Source organism: Hyphomonas adhaerens MHS-3 (genome assembly GCF_000685235.1).
Taxonomy (GTDB): domain Bacteria; phylum Pseudomonadota; class Alphaproteobacteria; order Caulobacterales; family Hyphomonadaceae; genus Hyphomonas; species Hyphomonas adhaerens.
On record NZ_ARYH01000001.1, the window covers coordinates 1,976,600 to 1,992,103 of the forward strand.

Below are 15,504 nucleotides of genomic sequence, written 5' to 3' on the forward strand. Positions count from 1 at the left end.
GGGCGCGTTCAGCCCTTCAGCGTGTCGAAATTTCCGAAGATGCGCGACAGGTGTTCCGGCATGGGCCGGTCGGTCACGTCAGAGAAGTCGGTGCCGTCCCCAAAGCCGGGATTGGCCGTCGACGGTCTTGCCTTGAGCTGCATGGACCAGTCCGGGAAGACCCGCTCATCTGCCGGTTCCTGCAGGACGGTGACCACCGATGTGTGGCGCGAATCCCGGACGATGCGGTTGAAAATCTCCATCACGTCGCGCTGCTCGCCTTCGAGCATCTGCAGGAAATTCAGCCCATTGAACAGCAGGACGCCCGTCATGCCGCGTTGGGCATTGGCCGTTGTCGCCTGCTCCAGGATGTTTGCGAGATCAGTCTCTGCCAGACCGAATTTGGCCGTGCTGACATAAATAAGCCGGAACATGTAAGCCCTTGATCTGTATGGCCTTCGGCCGGGTTGCCAGACTGGCAAATCTTAGGCGCAGTTTTTGCGGCTCCGTCAAGCGTGATCCCTGCGGTTCCAGGCGCGCCAGTCGCTCAGCTGGTCGATGTCCATCAGCATGGGCAACAGGCCGATATTCGCGTGGCCGGGCAGGTTCGACCACACATCCTGCATCGCGTGCGGGCCGGACCAGCGCACGTTCCGGAAGGGCGAATGGGTCCGCGCGCTTTTGTTGATGCCGAACAGCCAGAAGCCGCCATCCTCGGCCGGGCCAAAGATCGCGTCATGCCGGGCCAGCAGGCGGACCGCCTGGCGCAGCAGCGCGGCCGAAACGTCCGGCGCGTCGGTTCCGATGAACAGGACCGGGCCGGGCGGCGCTTCGTTCAGCCCCTTTTCCAGCCGTTCCGTCAGCGTGCCCTCGCCCTGGCTGCGGCGTGGCAGGTGGGCTGGCCATCCTGTCGTGGTGACAGCACGCAGCGCGCTGTCCGGCGCGGCATAGATGATCGTGTCACAGCCGGACTGCAGGGCCGCGCGAAAGGTGCGCGCCTGGGTGAAGCCGGCGATGCGCCGGGCGGCCGCTGGCCCGATGCCTTTGGCCAGCCTTGTCTTGGACAGGCCGATGCGCGGCGGCTTGGCGAAAACGAGAAGAGTTGGACGTCCCATGCCAATGCCTTACTTTCGTCTGGTGCCCGGCGAAAGATGGTGAAATCAAATCCGGGCCAAAAAGGAGGTCTTCTCATGCAACGCCTGATCAGCACTTTGGCGATAGGGGCTGCGGCGTTCCTGTCTGCCTGTTTCATGAGCGACACGCCATTTATCCCCGAGGGCGAGGCAGTCCGCCTTGATGAGGCCTCCACGATCCTTGTCTGCAGCGCCGCGGATGATTGCGCTCGCACCGTCCCCAACCGGGGCAACAAGGGCTACCTGATGATGCCGCCCCCGGATGAGGATGACGGGCCGGTCGGCATCCGTTTCGCGCCGCTCATGGAGACAGAAATGGGGCCGGTCTGGCTGGCCGAGGTCAAAATGGTGGAAGACGATGAGACGGCCTATGTCGTCAGCGTCGCCCGCCGCGCGCCGGAATTCGATGTGGACGGCGTGAAGGCGTTCGATATCGAACTGCCCTGGTGCGACGATGTCAGCGAGGCAGAACGCGAGGCGTATGGGATCGAAAAGCTCGACTCCTACACCTGCGGCCTGCCGACCAAGGCTTCGCTTGCGGATTACCTGCGCGCCTCGCACAAGGTCTATTTCGACGATCCGGTCTGGTGGGACGGCGACTAGGTGTAGCGCTTCGCCAGCGCGTCCGGGCTGGCCCCCAGCAGGAAACGGGCGAGCAGGGCCGCATTGTGCCATGACCGCTTGCGCCAGCCGTCGCGCTCATATTTGGCGGCGGAGGTGCGTGCCTCGGCATTCAGCTGGACGAGACGCCGCTTGCCGATGGCGCGGACGATCATCACATCCTCCATCAGCGGGACGTCCTGATAACCGCCGACCTCATCATAAAGTTTCCGGCTGATCAGCAGCCCCTGATCGCCATAGGGCAGGCCCAGCATCCGGGCGCGGCGGTTGGCGCGTTTCTCCAAAGTCCGGGCCGCGCGCGCATCGGACCGGAAACGCAGCTCGAAGAACGCGGCATGGTCCGGTTTAGTCATGACATGATCGCCTGTGCGCTCGGCCCAGTCACGGGAAAGCGCGGTATCGGCATGCAGAAACAGTAGCCAGTCACCCCGCGCGGCGGCCGCTCCGGCAGCCAGCTGCGCCCCACGTCCGCGTGCGCCGGTGACCAGATTGGCCCCCATCGCCCCCGCGATTTTCGGCGTCGCATCCTCAGACCCGCCATCGGCCACGACGACCTCCCGGATCAGCCCGGCCTCCAGCCCCGGCATCAGGCTTTCCAGGCACAGCGGCAGTTCGGCCTCCGCGTTCAGCGTCGGAATGACAATGGACAGGGGGGCAGGCATCAGCCGCCCAGCTCGCCGAGGCGCTGCTCCACCAGCTGCAAATCCCGCCACGCGCGGCTCTTTTCCTGCGGGCGGCGCAGCAGGTAGGCCGGGTGCAGCAGCGGAATCAGCGGCACCGAATAGCCGCCGGCCGTGGTGAACACATGTTCGGAGCCGCGCAGGCGCATGATGCCGTCCTGCGTGTCCAGCAGGGCCTTGGCCGGGACACCGCCAGCCGCGACGATCAGCTTCGGCTGGTTCAGCTCGATCATCCGGTCGACGAAGGGGCGGCAGACGTCCAGCTCTTCCTGGTCGGGGTTCCGGTTGCCGGGCGGGCGCCAGTAATTGACGTTGGTGATGAAGGCGTTGGCCTGGCGGGTCCGCTCGATGGCGGCCAGCATCCGGTCCAACAGCTGCCCCGCCTTGCCGACAAAAGGCAGGCCGCGCCGGTCCTCCTCCGCGCCGGGGCCTTCGCCGATCACCATCAGGCTGGCGCCCTCGGTGCCGTCATAGACCACGGTTGAGTGCGCCGCGGCCTTGAGCGGGCTGCCCTCGAACGATTCGATCACCGCCTTAAGGGCGTCCAGAGTGTCGCACCCTGCGGCCTGTGAGCGGGCCTCATCGACCCAATTGGTGGGTTTCCGGCGGCGCTGGCGAACAGGTGCAGATTGCTGCGGTGCAGCAGAACCTGTTGATTCTGCAGCCTTCAGGAGGGCATCGACGCGGGCGTGATCCACGTCCACGCCCATCTCCTCCCACCAGTCAGTGAGGGCATCGATGGCAGTGATTGACGCAGGGGCGGGCATTCAGAAGCTCTGGACCTTCGCGGCAGACATTGTAAGTGCTTAACTAATTGCAGATATGGGCGGCAACTCTAAGGCCGAAGCGAGGAGAAACCAATGGCGGATGACGCTATGGAACGGGAATCGATGGAGTTCGACCTGGTGATCGTGGGCGGGGGCCCGTCCGGTCTGTCAGCCGCCATCAGGTTTAAACAACTGGCGAACGAGGCAGGCGAAGACCTGTCTGTCGTGGTTCTGGAAAAAGGCGGCGAGATCGGCGCGCACATCTTGTCGGGTGTCGTGATGGATCCGGTCGGCCTGGACAAGCTGATCCCCGATTGGCGCACACGTGACGACCGTCCGCTGAAAACGGAAGTCTCCGCCGACAAATTCATGTTCCTCGGCCCGGAAGGCGTTGCAGACATTTCCTGGCTGCCGATGCCGGGCTTCATGAAGAACCACGGCAACTATACCGGCTCGCTCGCGAACGTGACCCGCTGGCTGGGCCAGGAAGCCGAGAATCTCGGCGTGGAAGTCTTTCCGGGCTTTGCCGCCTCTGAAGTCGTTTACGGCGAAGACGGCCGCGTGAAAGGCGTCGTCTCCGGCGTCATGGGCATCGCCGCTGACGGCAGCCACAAGGGCGACTACCAGCCGGGCATGGAACTGTTGGGCAAATATGTCCTGTTCGCTGAAGGCGCCCGCGGCTCGCTCACCAAGGAATTGATCGCGAAGTTCAATCTCGATGAAGGCCGCGATCCGCAGAAGTTCGGCATTGGCCTGAAAGAGCTGTGGTCCGTGCCGGAAGAGCAGTTCCGGGAAGGCTATGTCCAGCACACGATGGGCTGGCCGCTCGACAACAAGACCGGCGGCGGCAGCTTCCTCTATCACTTCCGCGACAATGGCGAGCCGTTCATCTCGGTCGGCTTCGTGGTTCACCTGAACTACGCCAATCCGTACATTTCGCCGTATCAGGAATTCCAGCGCTTCAAGCACCATCCGGCTGTGCTGCCGCATCTCGAAGGCGGCAAGCGGGTGGCTTATGGCGCCCGTGCGATCACCGAGGGCGGCTTCCAGTCCGTTCCGAAGCTGGCCTTCCCGGGCGGCGCGCTGATCGGTTGCGGCGCCGGCTTCGTCAACGTGCCGCGCATCAAGGGCAGCCACAACGCTATCCTGACCGGCATGATGGGCGCTGAAGCGGCCTTTACCGCCATCAAGGACGGCCGTCAGGGCGACACGCTGGAAAGCTATGAAGACGCTTACGCCCAGTCTTCGGTCTACAAGGAGCTGAAGACGGTCCGGAACGTGAAGCCGCTTTGGTCGAAACTCGGCACCGTCATCGGCATCCCGATGGGCGGCATCGAAATGTGGATCTCCAGCCTGTTTGGTGGCTTCTCCTTCTTCGGCACGCTGAAGCACGGCAAGTCGGATGCGAAATCGCTGCAGCCGGCCAAGAACTTCAAGCCGATCGACTATCCGAAACCTGATGGCGTGATCAGCTTCGACAAGCTCACCAACGTCTCCTTCACCAACACATTCCACGAGGAAGACCAGCCGGTGCACCTGAAGGTCGCTGACCTCGCCCTGCAGAAATCTTCCGAGCACGATGTCTTTGACGGCCCGTCGGCACGTTACTGCCCGGCAGGCGTGTATGAGTGGATCGAGGAAGGCGGCGAGCTGAAGTTCCAGATCAACTCGCAGAACTGCATCCACTGCAAGACCTGCGATATCAAGGATCCGAACCAGAACATCAACTGGACCGTGCCGGAAGGTGGCGGCGGACCGGCTTACCCGAACATGTGATTGGACCGTTACCGGCGAACATGATGCAGCCCGTTCCTTAACTGGAACGGGCTGTTCCGCTTTTTGCATCGCGGAATGAAAACGGTAGGGGACGATCATGGAGTTGGGCAGGCGTTTGCTGGCGGAATTTCTGGGGTCGGCCATGCTGGCGGGCGTGGTGATCGGATCCGGCATTCTCGCCGTGACAGTGAGTTCCGGAAACGACGGCGTCGCCCTGCTCGGGAATACCGCTGCTACAGCGGCAATCCTCTGGGTGCTGGTGGCGACACTCGGCCCGGTTTCCGGTGCCCATTTCAATCCGGCTGTCACGCTCGCTTTTGCGGTGCGCCGAGAGATCTCAGCGCCGATGGCACTGGTCTATATCGTCGTCCAGATTATTGGCTGCGTCGCCGGCGCCTTGCTCGCCCACGGCATGTTCGAGCTGCCGCTGATCCAGGTTGCAATGACCGACCGGTCCGGGCCAGCAAAGATGCTGTCCGAAGGTGTGGCGACATTTGCACTCGTTTTCGCCATTTTCGGCACGATCCGGTTCGCACCGAAAGCTGTCCCGGCGGCGGTCGCGCTGGTGATTGCGGCGGGATACTGGTGGACGGCATCGACGAGCTTCGCAAACCCCGCAATCACGATCGCACGGTCCCTGTCCGACACCTTCGCCGGTGTCCGGCCGGCCGATGTCCCCGGTTTCCTTGTCGCGCAGTTCTTCGGGGCATGTCTGGCCACGGCAGCGTGCCTGGTCCTGTTTGTGCCGGTCAGGGAAGCCGCAGAAGCTGCAGATTAATCGCCTGTTTATGAACAAGGCAGCAAACCTGCCTTATTCACCATGTGGCCGCCTTGCTCTTGCCCTGCGGGGCTGCTTCACTCGGAACAATTAGTGAAGCTGGAGACCCGAGAGTCCATGCGCCTGAAGAATTCTGTAGCGGCAAGTGCGCTTGCCCTCTCATTTTGCCTGACCGTTTCTCTGGGCGCGTGCACCTCTGCGCCGGTGACCGAGGTCGTCGAGAACCAGCCTGAAGACATCGCCATCGCGGAAACCTATTCGGGCCTGTCCCAGGCGGCGCGTGACACATCCGTGCTGGATGCCCGTGGCAAGCCGGTCGGGCCGGATGCTTACGCCGTTCCCTCCGATGCCGTGAAGGCCGGAGACATGGCGGCCTTCATCACCATGACCCGTAATCTGGACATGGAAGACCGCGATGCCAGCCCGCTGTTCGATGCGTTCATTGCGCTGGACGAGGCCGCCGCCGGAAAATTCGAAGACGCCCGGCAGACACTCGCGGACGCCAGTGCGCGGTCGGGAGAGGCGGGTGAAACCAGCTTCTACATCTATCTCGACGCCTGGCTGCTCGCCCTGGAAGGCGACGCGGACGAGGCCATCAACCGGCATCGCGGCGCTGCCGGCGGTATGCCTGGCCTGACGGGCGATCTCTCGCTGGCGGCGATGCTGGATGCCCTCGGCCGGCCAGAGCAGGCGCTTGCGGTCTATGAGGCGATGACGCCGTCCAAGATCGAAGCGCCGGAACATCAGTTCGATCCCAAGGGCCTTCTCTACAGCCACATCCGCACGGTGATCTCCCGGCACGCGCTGCTGCTTCAGCGGCTGGGCCGGATCGATGAGGCCAAGGCCGTTTACCAGAAGCTGGCAGATGCCGAACCGGAAGAAGCAATCAGTTATGCCGCGGCGATGGACAGTCTGGAGACCGGCAAAAATCTCCGGAACCAGCCCCAGACGGTCGCCGAAGCGTTCAGCCAGTCCCTCTCGGATGTTTCCCGAGCGCTTCAGGAACAACGGATTATCCGCCGGATCATGATGGGGGGCCGCGTCGAGGGCTTCGATGACCAGCGGTCTGCCTTCGATCAGGTTGCCTTGCTGATCTCTCCGGAAAACGAAGACCTGCGGTCGGGCATTATCGACGAAATGTACGCCAGCGCCCTTTATGACGGCGTGGCCCATGTCGCCAATTCGGCGCCGGAAGCGACCGCGGCCCTGCAGATTGCTGCGGCGCAGGCCAAGCTGATGTCGGGCAAGGAAGACGACGCGCGGGCGGCGATCGACCGGGCGCTCAGCCTCACCGATGAAGATGACCGGCTATCGACGCTGTATGGCGCGCTTCAGCTGCACTCGCGGATGAATGACGAGAAAGCATCGCGGACGCTGATCCAGGAAGTCATCGCCATGTCTGAGAATCCGGCGGAAAAGGCCGCCGCGCATGGACTGGCCACCGACATCTACAACCAGTTCGGCGATTCCCAGCAGGCTGTGGAACATGCCGAGCAGGCGCGCGATCTGGATGATACGCACGATCGCCGCGTCGTTCTGGCGGATGCGCTTGGCCGGAACGGCCAGATCAATGAAGCGCTCGCCATCCTGCGGACCGAGCGCCTGTCCCGCCCGAACGACCCGTACATGCTGAACACGCTCGGCTACTTCCTGATCGAACGGACCGACAAGCTGGAAGAAGGCTTCAAGGTATTGAGCCGTGCCCGCGCCATGGCGGAGCGTGATCCCTATATCGCGGATTCGCTCGGCTGGGCCTATTTCAAGCTGGGCCACCTCAGCGAGGCCAAGCGTCTGATCGAGCTGGCCCGCAAGGAGCTGGAGCCGCACCAGCATTGGGAAATCGAATACCATCTCGGCGACATCTACTGGTATCTGGGCGACAAGGAGGATGCGGAAGCGGCCTGGCAGACCGCGCTCGACAACCGTCCGCCCGCCGCGGAAAAGGTGGCCCTGGCTGACCGGCTGGCAAATGGACTCAACGTCCCGGAGCCGGAACGCAAGGCATTGCCGGATGTGTCGCTGACCGATGGCGAAGTCGGCCGTCAGGACATCTGACACCCGCCTCTTTCACGTGCCAGCGGCGCGCCTTACTATCGCCTGAAAAGGCTGCGATTCCGTCAGCAGACGGCAGGGAAAGTGTTCATGACTGACGGCAGATACGAAAGCGCCGAAAACCGCTTCGGATTCAAAGGGTTTTACCTGCCAGGGCCACGCTGGGTGTGGATCTGGCTGCGACGCTTGATTGTGCTTGGCTTCATTCTGGGTGTGATCGGCATCATCGCCCTCTGGCTGTATTTCGCGGCATTGGGCCGGACCGTGCCCTCGATCTCCAAGCTGAAACAGTATGAGCCGCCGATTACCTCCCGCGTTCACGCCGGGGACGGCACCCTGATTGCGGAGTTTGCGGATCAGCATCGCGTTTTCGTGCCTTACGAATCGATACCGACGCATGTGGTCGATGCGTTCGTTGCCGCTGAGGACAAGAACTACTTCCACCACCATGGCCTCGATTATGTCGGGATCCTTCGCGGCGGCATCAATTCGGTGAAGAACAAGATTACCGGCAAGGGCGGCCTGCAGGGCGGTTCGACCATCACCCAGCAGGTGGCCAAGAACATGCTGCTGACGCGCGACCAGAACCTGAAGCGCAAGGCCAAGGAAGCCATCGTCGCCCAGCGCATGGAAAAGGAATTCACCAAGGGCCAGATTCTCGAACTGTACCTGAACGAGATCTATCTCGGCGGCCGGTCCTATGGCGTCGGGTCCGCGGCGCTGAACTATTTCAACAAATCCCTGCCGGAGCTGGACCTGTCCGAGGCAGCGGTTCTGGCGTCGCTGGCGAAAGCCCCGTCCGCCGTCAATCCGTACACCAACCCGAAACGCCTTCTGGCCCGCCGGAACTATGTGCTCGGCCGTATGGTCGAGGATGGGTACATCACCCAGGAGCAGGCCGACGAGGCCAAGGCCAAACCGCTGACCACCACGCGCCGCCTGAAGGGGCCGGAATACGCCGCCGCGACCTATTTCGTTCAGGAGCTGCGCCGCGACCTGATCAAGTCCTATGGCGAAGAAACGCTGGAACAAGGCGGCCTTTCGATCCGCTCAACGATCGACACACGCTTGCAGCTCGCCGCCCAGCAGGCGCTGCGCAACGGTCTGGTCGCGTATGACCGCCGCCATGGCTGGCGCGGCCCGGTCACCACGATCGATCCCAATGATGGGGCCCTTGAGGCGCTCAAGGACGTCAAACTTCCGGGCGGTTACGGCACCTGGGAAGCGGCCATGGTGCAGAAGGTTTCCCGGTCCGGCGCGACGCTGCTGCTGACCGATGGCGCGACGATCAAATTGCCGGCCGAAGAGGTCGAATGGGCCAACACCTACAAACCGCAGGGTGGCAAGGCTGGCCTGCAAGTAGGGCAGGTCATTCTGGCAGAGCTGAAGCGTCAGGTTCTCAATGCCGACGAAACGCTCGCCCCGCGGTCCGAGGAAGCAGAGCTTGACCCCGAAGGCAACGAGATCGACGAAGGTGAGATTGAGCCGATGCTGGTGCCGGTGGGCAATGCCACGCTACGCCAGGTGCCGGAGGTCGACGGCGCGCTGATCGCCCTCGATCCGCACACGGGCCGGATCCTGGCCATGCAGGGCGGATATTCCTTCTTCAAGTCGAGCTACAACCGCGTCACCCAGTCGAAGCGCCAGCCGGGGTCCAGCTTCAAGCCATTCGTTTATGCGGCCGCGCTTGAAAAAGGCTACACGCCGGCGACCCGGATGCTGGATGCGCCGTTTGTGTCGTTTGATGTCTCGACCGGCGATTACTGGCGCCCGTCCAACTACACCGAAGGCCGGTCCTATGGCATGGTCACTCTGCGGATCGCGTTGGAGAAATCCCTCAACCAGGTGACCGCGCGTGTTGCGCAGGACATCGGCATGGAAGCGGTCTCCGATATGGCCGTGCGGCTTGGGGCGTATACGGAACTTCCGCCGTACCCGGCCATGTCTCTGGGCTCGGGCGATACCTATCTGATTGATCTTGCGCGTGGCTATGCCGCTTTCGTCAATGGCGGCAAGAAGATTACACCGACCCTGTTGGATCGGGTGCAGGATCGCCGCGGCCGGACTTTGTTCCGCCATGACGAGCGTGTCTGTGAAGGCTGCAAGGCCGAGGAATGGACCGGGCAGGAGCCGCCCCAGCTGGCCGAGGTGGGCGAGCCTGTGCTCGACCCGGTGATTGCCTATCAGATCACCCACATGATGGAAGGTGTCGTTGAGCGCGGGACGGCCCGCCGGGCGCGCAAGGTCGGAAAGCCGCTGGCGGCCAAGACCGGCACAACGAACGATTACCGCGACGCGCTGACAATCGGCTTCTCGCCTGACCTCGTGGTCGGTGTGCGGGTCGGCTTCGACGACAACCGCTCGCTCGGCGAAGGTGAAGCCGGCGGATCGGTTGCCGGGCCGATCTTTACCGACTTCATGGAAAAGGCCCTGGCGGACCAGCCGGCCATTCCGTTCCGGATTCCGCCCGGCGTGCGCCTGGTGAAGATCGATGCCCGCACCGGCGAGCTACCGGGGCCGGAGACCAGCGTCATTATTGACGAGGCATTCCGTCCGGGGACTGAGCCGGGCTTGTCGGCCTTCAACAGCAGCGACGATTGCCTGTCGATCTCCGGCAGCTGCGGTGCGGGGAGTGGCTCTGACAGCGTATCCGGCTTCGATCCCGAGCGCGATGCCGGTGTCGTGCCGGAAGACCCGATGCTTCCGCAGGACCCGATGCAGCCGCAGGAGCAGGCTGTCACCGGGGATCTCGACGGCACTTACTGATCCCAAACCTGTTTTGACCCTGCGAAGCGGCTGCGCTATAGGCCCGCCTCGCACAGTTTCCCATTTGAAAGGCCAGATTCATGTCCGCAGAAATCAAGTCGCTTATTGACCAGATCCGCTCCTCGGCCGCCCTGCTACGGAGGCGTCTTTGACTGGGATACAGCCACAAAACGCCTCGATGAACTGACCACACTCTCTGAAAAGCCGGACTTCTGGGACGATCCGCAGGCCGCCCAGGCCATGATGCGTGAGCGCCAGAAGCTGGCCGACGGGATCGAAACCGTCGAAGCCCTCGAAAAAGAAGCCGAAGACGCCGGCGAGCTGCTGGAACTGGCCGAAGGCGACGACGCCATGGTGGCCGATATCGAAGCCTCGCTGACGCGCGCGGCTGCCCGGGCGGAAAAGGCGGAGCTGGCGGCGCTGCTGTCCGGCGAAGCCGACGGCAATGATGCCTATGTCCAGATCAATGCCGGCGAGGGCGGAACCGAGAGTCAGGACTGGGCCTCGATCCTCCGGCGTATGTATGTGCGCTGGGCCGAGAAGCACGGCATGAAGGTCGAGGAGATGGACGAACGCGAGGGCGAGGAAGCAGGCATCAAGTCTGCCACGCTGCAGATCAAGGGCGAGAGCGCTTATGGCTGGCTGAAGTCGGAGCAGGGCGTGCACCGTCTTGTCCGGATTTCGCCGTTCGACTCTTCGGCCCGCCGTCACACCTCGTTTGCCTCTGTTACGGTCACCCCGGTGATCGACGACAATATCGACATCGAGATCGACCCCTCCGATGTGCGCACCGACACTTACCGGGCCTCCGGCGCGGGCGGGCAGCACGTCAACCGGACCGACTCTGCCGTCCGCCTGACGCACGAGCCGACGGGGATTGTGGTCCAGTGTCAGAACGACCGGTCGCAACACCGCAACCGGGATCAGGCCTGGCAGATGCTGCGCTCGCGCCTGTATGAGCTGGAGCTTCAGAAGCGCCGCGAAGTGGCCGACGCCAGCTATGCCGGCAAGACCGATATCGGCTTCGGCCACCAGATCCGGTCCTATGTCCTGCAGCCATACCAGATGGTGAAGGACCTGCGGACCGAGGTTGAGACGTCCGACACGCAGGGCGTGCTGGATGGGGACATCGACCGCTTCCTGTCTGCATCACTGGCGGCGTCCGTGGCAGCGGACGACGAGGAATAGGGCCTGCCAGCACCTTTGCCCGGACGCGCCCAAGGCGCTCCGGCAAAGGTCCTGATTGTCGGTAAGCTCAGCTCGTGTCGGCGGCTGGCCAATCGCGCAGGGCTTCGATCAGCTGCACGGTGAGCCCGCCGGAGACGATGCCGAGTGCGGCAGGCATGGCGTAGGTTTTCTGGATCGGTGCGATATAGGGCCGGGCTTCGCCGTCAGCTTTCCAGCGCTGGATCGTACGCGCGAGACACTTCGCCCGGCGGTTGCAGAATTTCAGCGTCTCCAGCATGGCTTCCCAGCGGGCGATCAGCGGCGCAGCAGGCACGGGGCCACGCGTCGGCACAGTGATTGGGCCGTCGAGAAAATCCGGGGTTTCGCCCGCGGGTGCGGGCAAGACGGAAAAGACCACCTTGCGCGCCGCCGGTTCGCCTTCGGCTTTCTCGAAATAATTGCTACCCGGACGCGGCTTCACCGGAGCCAGCTCCACCTGCAGCGCCATCAGGAAGATCAGACGGCGGAGCAGTACAGCGAGCCGTTTCAGCTCTGCCGAGACGCGGCGCTTCAGTGTTTTCGGGATCAGTTCCGGATGTTTGAACAGGTCTGCATTCACGCCGGCTTCGGCCACGGCGCGGGCAATCGTGGAATAGGCGTGGGAGAAGAAATCCGTGAGGTCTGTCATGCCGGGAAGCCTGGCATGGAGGCTCAGAGGGTGGATTGCGGCACACCGCCGCCGCGGAAAATACGCGTCTTTGCAAGAGCTTATGGAAATGGCGCAGGCCGGTGGCCGCGGATTGGCGCGGATTTATCCTCCCGTCAGATCGTCGATAACATCGGCGTGATCGGTCAATCCACCCATGGGGGCGTGTTCGTATGAAGTGTACCGATCAATTGGATCGGCCAGCAAGAAAAAGGGACGATGTAATGCGACTTCATATGATTGCCGCCGCGACTGTGGCCGGCGCGCTTCTGGCTGCCCCTGGGCATGCTCAAGGCTTCTATGTGTCAGGAACTGTGGGAGCCGCAATGCAATCCGACAGTGACAATTCCGGCGCAACCAGCGCCGACTTCCTGACGGGCAATGGCGGCGCCTTGCCTGCCGGAACCCCCATCGCCTCCGGCACGTCTGTCGGTTGGGAAACCGAATTCGACAATGGCATGTCCTACTCGGCGGCCGTCGGTTACCGCTATTCTCCGTCATTCCGCGGCGAGGTCCAGCTCGCCATGTCAAAGGCCGATGTTGATACGCACAAGAACGTGATGCTGGGCGGCGGTTCTATCGATGCGCTCGATGCGGGCGCCCTGACCGGGTCTGCCGACACGCTGGGCGTAACGGTTGCCGACGTGGTTGCCGACGGGCGCGGGGACACCAAGACCACGGCGATCTTCGTCAATGGCTATTACGATTTCGCCAACGACTCCGGCTTCACGCCTTATGTCGGTGCAGGTATCGGCTATGCGAAGACGGATGTGACGTTCAAGCCGTCCGGCGTGGGCATCATCGACGATGACGACAACGGACTGGCCTATCAGGTCATGGCCGGTGCGACTTACAGCTTCAATGAGCGCTGGGATGTCTTCGGTCAGTATACCTACCGTTCTGTTGAAGACGGCAAGTACAAGGTCGACCTGTTCCCGGCAAACCTCGAAGTCGAGAACAAGTCGAACCTGATCGAAGTGGGTGTCCGCTACAAATTCTAAAATCCGGATCCTGTAAACAGGGGCTCCCGTGAACTTGACCTTGCACGCCAGCTGGCGAAGCATGGCCGGGTAATCACGGGAGCCTTTCATGCGTGCGATGGTGTTTGAACGGCCCGGCGCGCCGCTCGTCCTGAAGAACCTGCCGGACCCGGTGCCCGGCGCGGGGCAGATCCGCATCCGGGTCAGGGCGTGCGCCGTGTGCCGGACAGATCTGCATGTGGTGGACGGAGATCTGAAACAGCCGAAGCTGCCGCTGATCCCCGGACATGAGATTATCGGGATTGTGGATGCGCTGGGGCCCGGCGCGGCGGGCTTTGCCGTGGGCGACCGGGTGGGCGTGCCCTGGCTCGGCCACACCTGCGGGCGTTGTGTCTATTGCCGGCGGGGGCAGGAGAATCTGTGCGAGGCGGCAGAGTTCACCGGCTACACCCGCGATGGCGGCTTTGCCGAGTATACGGTGGCCGATGCGCATTACTGTTTCCCGATCCCGGACGCTTATTCGGACGAGGCTGCTGCGCCGCTGATGTGTGCGGGGCTGATCGGCTATCGCTCTTACCGCATGGCGGGGGACGGCAAGCGGCTCGGCCTTTATGGCTTCGGGGCGGCGGCGCACATCATCGCGCAGGTGGCCGTGCATCAGGGGCGGGACGTTTATGCCTTCACAAAGGCGGGGGACGAGAAAGGGCAGGATTTCGCCCGCTCGCTTGGCGCCGTCTGGGCGGGCAGTAGCGAGGAGGCGCCGCCGGACGTGCTGGACGCCGCGATCATCTTCGCCCCGGTCGGCGCGCTGGTGCCCGCGGCGCTGAAAGCCGTCGACAAGGGCGGCGTGGTGGTCTGCGCCGGGATCCATATGAGCGACATTCCTTCCTTTCCGTATGCGGATTTGTGGGAGGAGCGGCGCATCCAGTCCGTCGCGAACCTCACCCGGCAGGACGGGGTGGAGTTCCTGAAGATCGCCCCGGAGGCGATGGTGAAGACCTCGACGCATGCCTATCCGCTGGAGCGCGCGAATGAGGCGCTGGACGATCTGCGCGCCGGGCGTTTCGAGGGCGCCGCGGTGCTGCGGATGGATCTCTAAAGAAAAAGCCCGCCGGAGGGCATTCCGGCGGGCTGATCACGTTTGAGGCGGGATGGCCTCAGAGGACGTTCAGCATGTCGGCGACGAGCGGGTGGCGGACGACGTCCTGGCCTTCGAGCGTCACCACGGCGGCGCCTTCCAGCTTCTCCAGCCGCTCGCCCGCTTTGGCGAGGCCGGAGAATTCCGGCAGCAGGTCCGACTGGGCCGGGTCGCCGGTGATCACCATGGTGGAGTGCCAGCCGAGCCGCGTCAGCAGCATTTTCAGCTGGGTGTAGGTACAGTTCTGCGCCTCGTCGATCACGATGAAGGCATTGTTGAGCGTGCGTCCCCTCATAAAGCCGATGGGCGCGATCTCGATCACGCCTTCGGCCAGCATGTGTTTCAATTGCCCGGGCGAGAGCCGGTCCGACAGGGCGTCGTAAAGCGGGCGCAGATAGGGCGCGAGCTTGTCCTCCATGGCGCCGGGCAGGAAGCCGATCTGCTCGCCGGCCTCAACGGCCGGGCGGGAGAGAATGATGCGTGAGACCTTGCCCTTCTGCAGGGCTTCGACCGCCTTGCAGATGGCGAGATAGGTCTTGCCGGTGCCTGCCGGGCCGAGCGCGGCGACGAGGGCGTATTCGTCCATCGCTTCCATCAGGCGGGCCTGATTCTCGGAGCGGGGTTTCACATTTTTCTGGTAGCGCTGGGCCCGGTCGCCTTCCGGGGCGGTGGCGGCGCGCTTGTATTTTTTCTGGTCCGCATCGTCGGGATGCCAGGACCGGCCTCCATCTATGGCTTGCAGCCTGGGCCCCCTCACGCGGCCGGTTTCTTCAAACCAGGTGGAGGTATCCACTTCCGAAGCGGTTTTCATACGCTTGGCTGCGTTGCGTTTTCCCATGGGAGGTCTCCTTGCTGCAGGGACTAAAAAAGCCGCTGGCAGGAATGCGCAGCGGCTGACTGGAAACTTGGGGGGAAGGGGAGGCAACACGCCCGATGGGCGGCAGGACCTTAACCCGGTATC

14 protein-coding genes are annotated in these 15,504 nt (G+C 63.3%); 8 read left to right on the forward strand and 6 right to left on the reverse strand.

Annotated features, from left to right (window positions below; all coding sequences use genetic code 11):
• Positions 1–8: 8 nt before the first annotated feature.
• On the reverse strand, positions 9–413 hold the full coding sequence (locus HAD_RS09775) for a BLUF domain-containing protein (RefSeq protein WP_051596091.1): 405 nt from the start codon (positions 411–413) through the stop codon (positions 9–11).
• Positions 414–488: 75 nt separating this feature from the next.
• On the reverse strand, positions 489–1,094 hold the full coding sequence (locus HAD_RS09780) for a TIGR04282 family arsenosugar biosynthesis glycosyltransferase (protein ID WP_035570778.1): 606 nt from the start codon (positions 1,092–1,094) through the stop codon (positions 489–491).
• Positions 1,095–1,169: 75 nt separating this feature from the next.
• On the opposite strand from HAD_RS09780, the gene HAD_RS09785 reads away from it, so the two are divergent.
• On the forward strand, positions 1,170–1,715 hold the full coding sequence (locus HAD_RS09785) for a hypothetical protein (protein WP_035570780.1): 546 nt from the start codon (positions 1,170–1,172) through the stop codon (positions 1,713–1,715).
• Here HAD_RS09785 and HAD_RS09790 read toward each other — a convergent pair.
• Positions 1,712–2,395: a TIGR04283 family arsenosugar biosynthesis glycosyltransferase gene (locus tag HAD_RS09790; protein WP_035570785.1), complete on the reverse strand. Its 684-nt coding sequence runs from the start codon at positions 2,393–2,395 to the stop codon at positions 1,712–1,714. The two genes, HAD_RS09785 and HAD_RS09790, sit on opposite strands and share 4 nt — an antisense overlap.
• On the reverse strand, positions 2,395–3,180 hold the full coding sequence (locus tag HAD_RS09795) for a uracil-DNA glycosylase (protein WP_035570786.1): 786 nt from the start codon (positions 3,178–3,180) through the stop codon (positions 2,395–2,397). The genes HAD_RS09790 and HAD_RS09795 overlap by 1 nt, the downstream gene beginning before the upstream one ends.
• Before the next feature lie 93 nt (positions 3,181–3,273).
• On the opposite strand from HAD_RS09795, the gene HAD_RS09800 reads away from it, so the two are divergent.
• The 5 genes from HAD_RS09800 to prfB all read left to right on the forward strand — a co-directional run bounded on the left by HAD_RS09800 (position 3,274) and on the right by prfB (position 11,740).
• Positions 3,274–4,956: an electron transfer flavoprotein-ubiquinone oxidoreductase gene (locus HAD_RS09800; RefSeq protein WP_035570787.1), complete on the forward strand. Its 1,683-nt coding sequence runs from the start codon at positions 3,274–3,276 to the stop codon at positions 4,954–4,956.
• Positions 4,957–5,053: 97 nt separating this feature from the next.
• Positions 5,054–5,734 carry an aquaporin gene (locus tag HAD_RS09805; RefSeq protein WP_035570788.1) on the forward strand — a complete coding sequence of 227 codons (681 nt, stop codon included), beginning with the start codon at positions 5,054–5,056 and terminating at the stop codon, positions 5,732–5,734.
• A gap of 117 nt (positions 5,735–5,851) precedes the next feature.
• Positions 5,852–7,789, forward strand: coding sequence for a tetratricopeptide repeat protein (locus tag HAD_RS09810; protein WP_035570789.1), 1,938 nt, complete (start codon positions 5,852–5,854; stop codon positions 7,787–7,789).
• A gap of 87 nt (positions 7,790–7,876) precedes the next feature.
• On the forward strand, positions 7,877–10,552 hold the full coding sequence (locus tag HAD_RS09815) for a penicillin-binding protein 1A (protein WP_084331863.1): 2,676 nt from the start codon (positions 7,877–7,879) through the stop codon (positions 10,550–10,552).
• An 80-nt stretch (positions 10,553–10,632) separates the two neighbouring features.
• A protein-coding gene (prfB, locus tag HAD_RS09820) for a peptide chain release factor 2 (RefSeq protein ID WP_156942216.1) occupies positions 10,633–11,740 on the forward strand; the annotation gives its coding sequence in 2 pieces (ribosomal slippage) (positions 10,633–10,701 and positions 10,703–11,740; 1,107 coding nt in all).
• Between the two features lie 67 nt (positions 11,741–11,807).
• On the opposite strand, the gene HAD_RS09825 is transcribed toward prfB, so the two are convergent.
• Complete coding sequence (locus HAD_RS09825) at positions 11,808–12,407, reverse strand: hypothetical protein (protein WP_035570791.1); 600 nt, start codon at positions 12,405–12,407, stop codon at positions 11,808–11,810.
• Positions 12,408–12,661: 254 nt separating this feature from the next.
• Here HAD_RS09825 and HAD_RS09830 point away from each other — a divergent pair, with 254 nt between their 5' ends.
• Positions 12,662–13,426, forward strand: a complete 765-nt coding sequence (locus HAD_RS09830) for an outer membrane protein (RefSeq protein WP_035570793.1) — start codon at positions 12,662–12,664, stop codon at positions 13,424–13,426.
• Positions 13,427–13,514: 88 nt separating this feature from the next.
• On the forward strand, positions 13,515–14,504 hold the full coding sequence (locus tag HAD_RS09835; protein WP_035570794.1) for a zinc-dependent alcohol dehydrogenase family protein: 990 nt from the start codon (positions 13,515–13,517) through the stop codon (positions 14,502–14,504).
• A gap of 58 nt (positions 14,505–14,562) precedes the next feature.
• Here HAD_RS09835 and HAD_RS09840 read toward each other — a convergent pair whose 3' ends face one another.
• On the reverse strand, positions 14,563–15,381 hold the full coding sequence (locus tag HAD_RS09840) for a PhoH family protein (protein WP_035570795.1): 819 nt from the start codon (positions 15,379–15,381) through the stop codon (positions 14,563–14,565).
• Positions 15,382–15,504: the final 123 nt, after the last annotated feature.

Bases quoted from the DNA above. Each gene is read 5' to 3' on its own strand.
- HAD_RS09790 (WP_035570785.1), bottom strand. From the start codon at position 2,395: ATGCCTGCCCCCCTGTCCATTGTCATTCCGACGCTGAACGCGGAGGCC.
- HAD_RS09795 (WP_035570786.1), bottom strand. From the start codon at position 3,180: ATGCCCGCCCCTGCGTCAATCACTGCCATCGATGCCCTCACTGACTGG.
- HAD_RS09830 (WP_035570793.1), top strand. From the start codon at position 12,662: ATGATTGCCGCCGCGACTGTGGCCGGCGCGCTTCTGGCTGCCCCTGGG.
- HAD_RS09800 (WP_035570787.1), top strand. From the start codon at position 3,274: ATGGCGGATGACGCTATGGAACGGGAATCGATGGAGTTCGACCTGGTG.
- HAD_RS09815 (WP_084331863.1), top strand. From the start codon at position 7,877: ATGACTGACGGCAGATACGAAAGCGCCGAAAACCGCTTCGGATTCAAA.
- HAD_RS09825 (WP_035570791.1), bottom strand. From the start codon at position 12,407: ATGACAGACCTCACGGATTTCTTCTCCCACGCCTATTCCACGATTGCC.
- HAD_RS09775 (WP_051596091.1), bottom strand. From the start codon at position 413: ATGTTCCGGCTTATTTATGTCAGCACGGCCAAATTCGGTCTGGCAGAG.
- HAD_RS09785 (WP_035570780.1), top strand. From the start codon at position 1,170: ATGCAACGCCTGATCAGCACTTTGGCGATAGGGGCTGCGGCGTTCCTG.
- HAD_RS09840 (WP_035570795.1), bottom strand. From the start codon at position 15,381: ATGGGAAAACGCAACGCAGCCAAGCGTATGAAAACCGCTTCGGAAGTG.
- HAD_RS09780 (WP_035570778.1), bottom strand. From the start codon at position 1,094: ATGGGACGTCCAACTCTTCTCGTTTTCGCCAAGCCGCCGCGCATCGGC.
- HAD_RS09810 (WP_035570789.1), top strand. From the start codon at position 5,852: ATGCGCCTGAAGAATTCTGTAGCGGCAAGTGCGCTTGCCCTCTCATTT.
- HAD_RS09835 (WP_035570794.1), top strand. From the start codon at position 13,515: ATGCGTGCGATGGTGTTTGAACGGCCCGGCGCGCCGCTCGTCCTGAAG.
- HAD_RS09805 (WP_035570788.1), top strand. From the start codon at position 5,054: ATGGAGTTGGGCAGGCGTTTGCTGGCGGAATTTCTGGGGTCGGCCATG.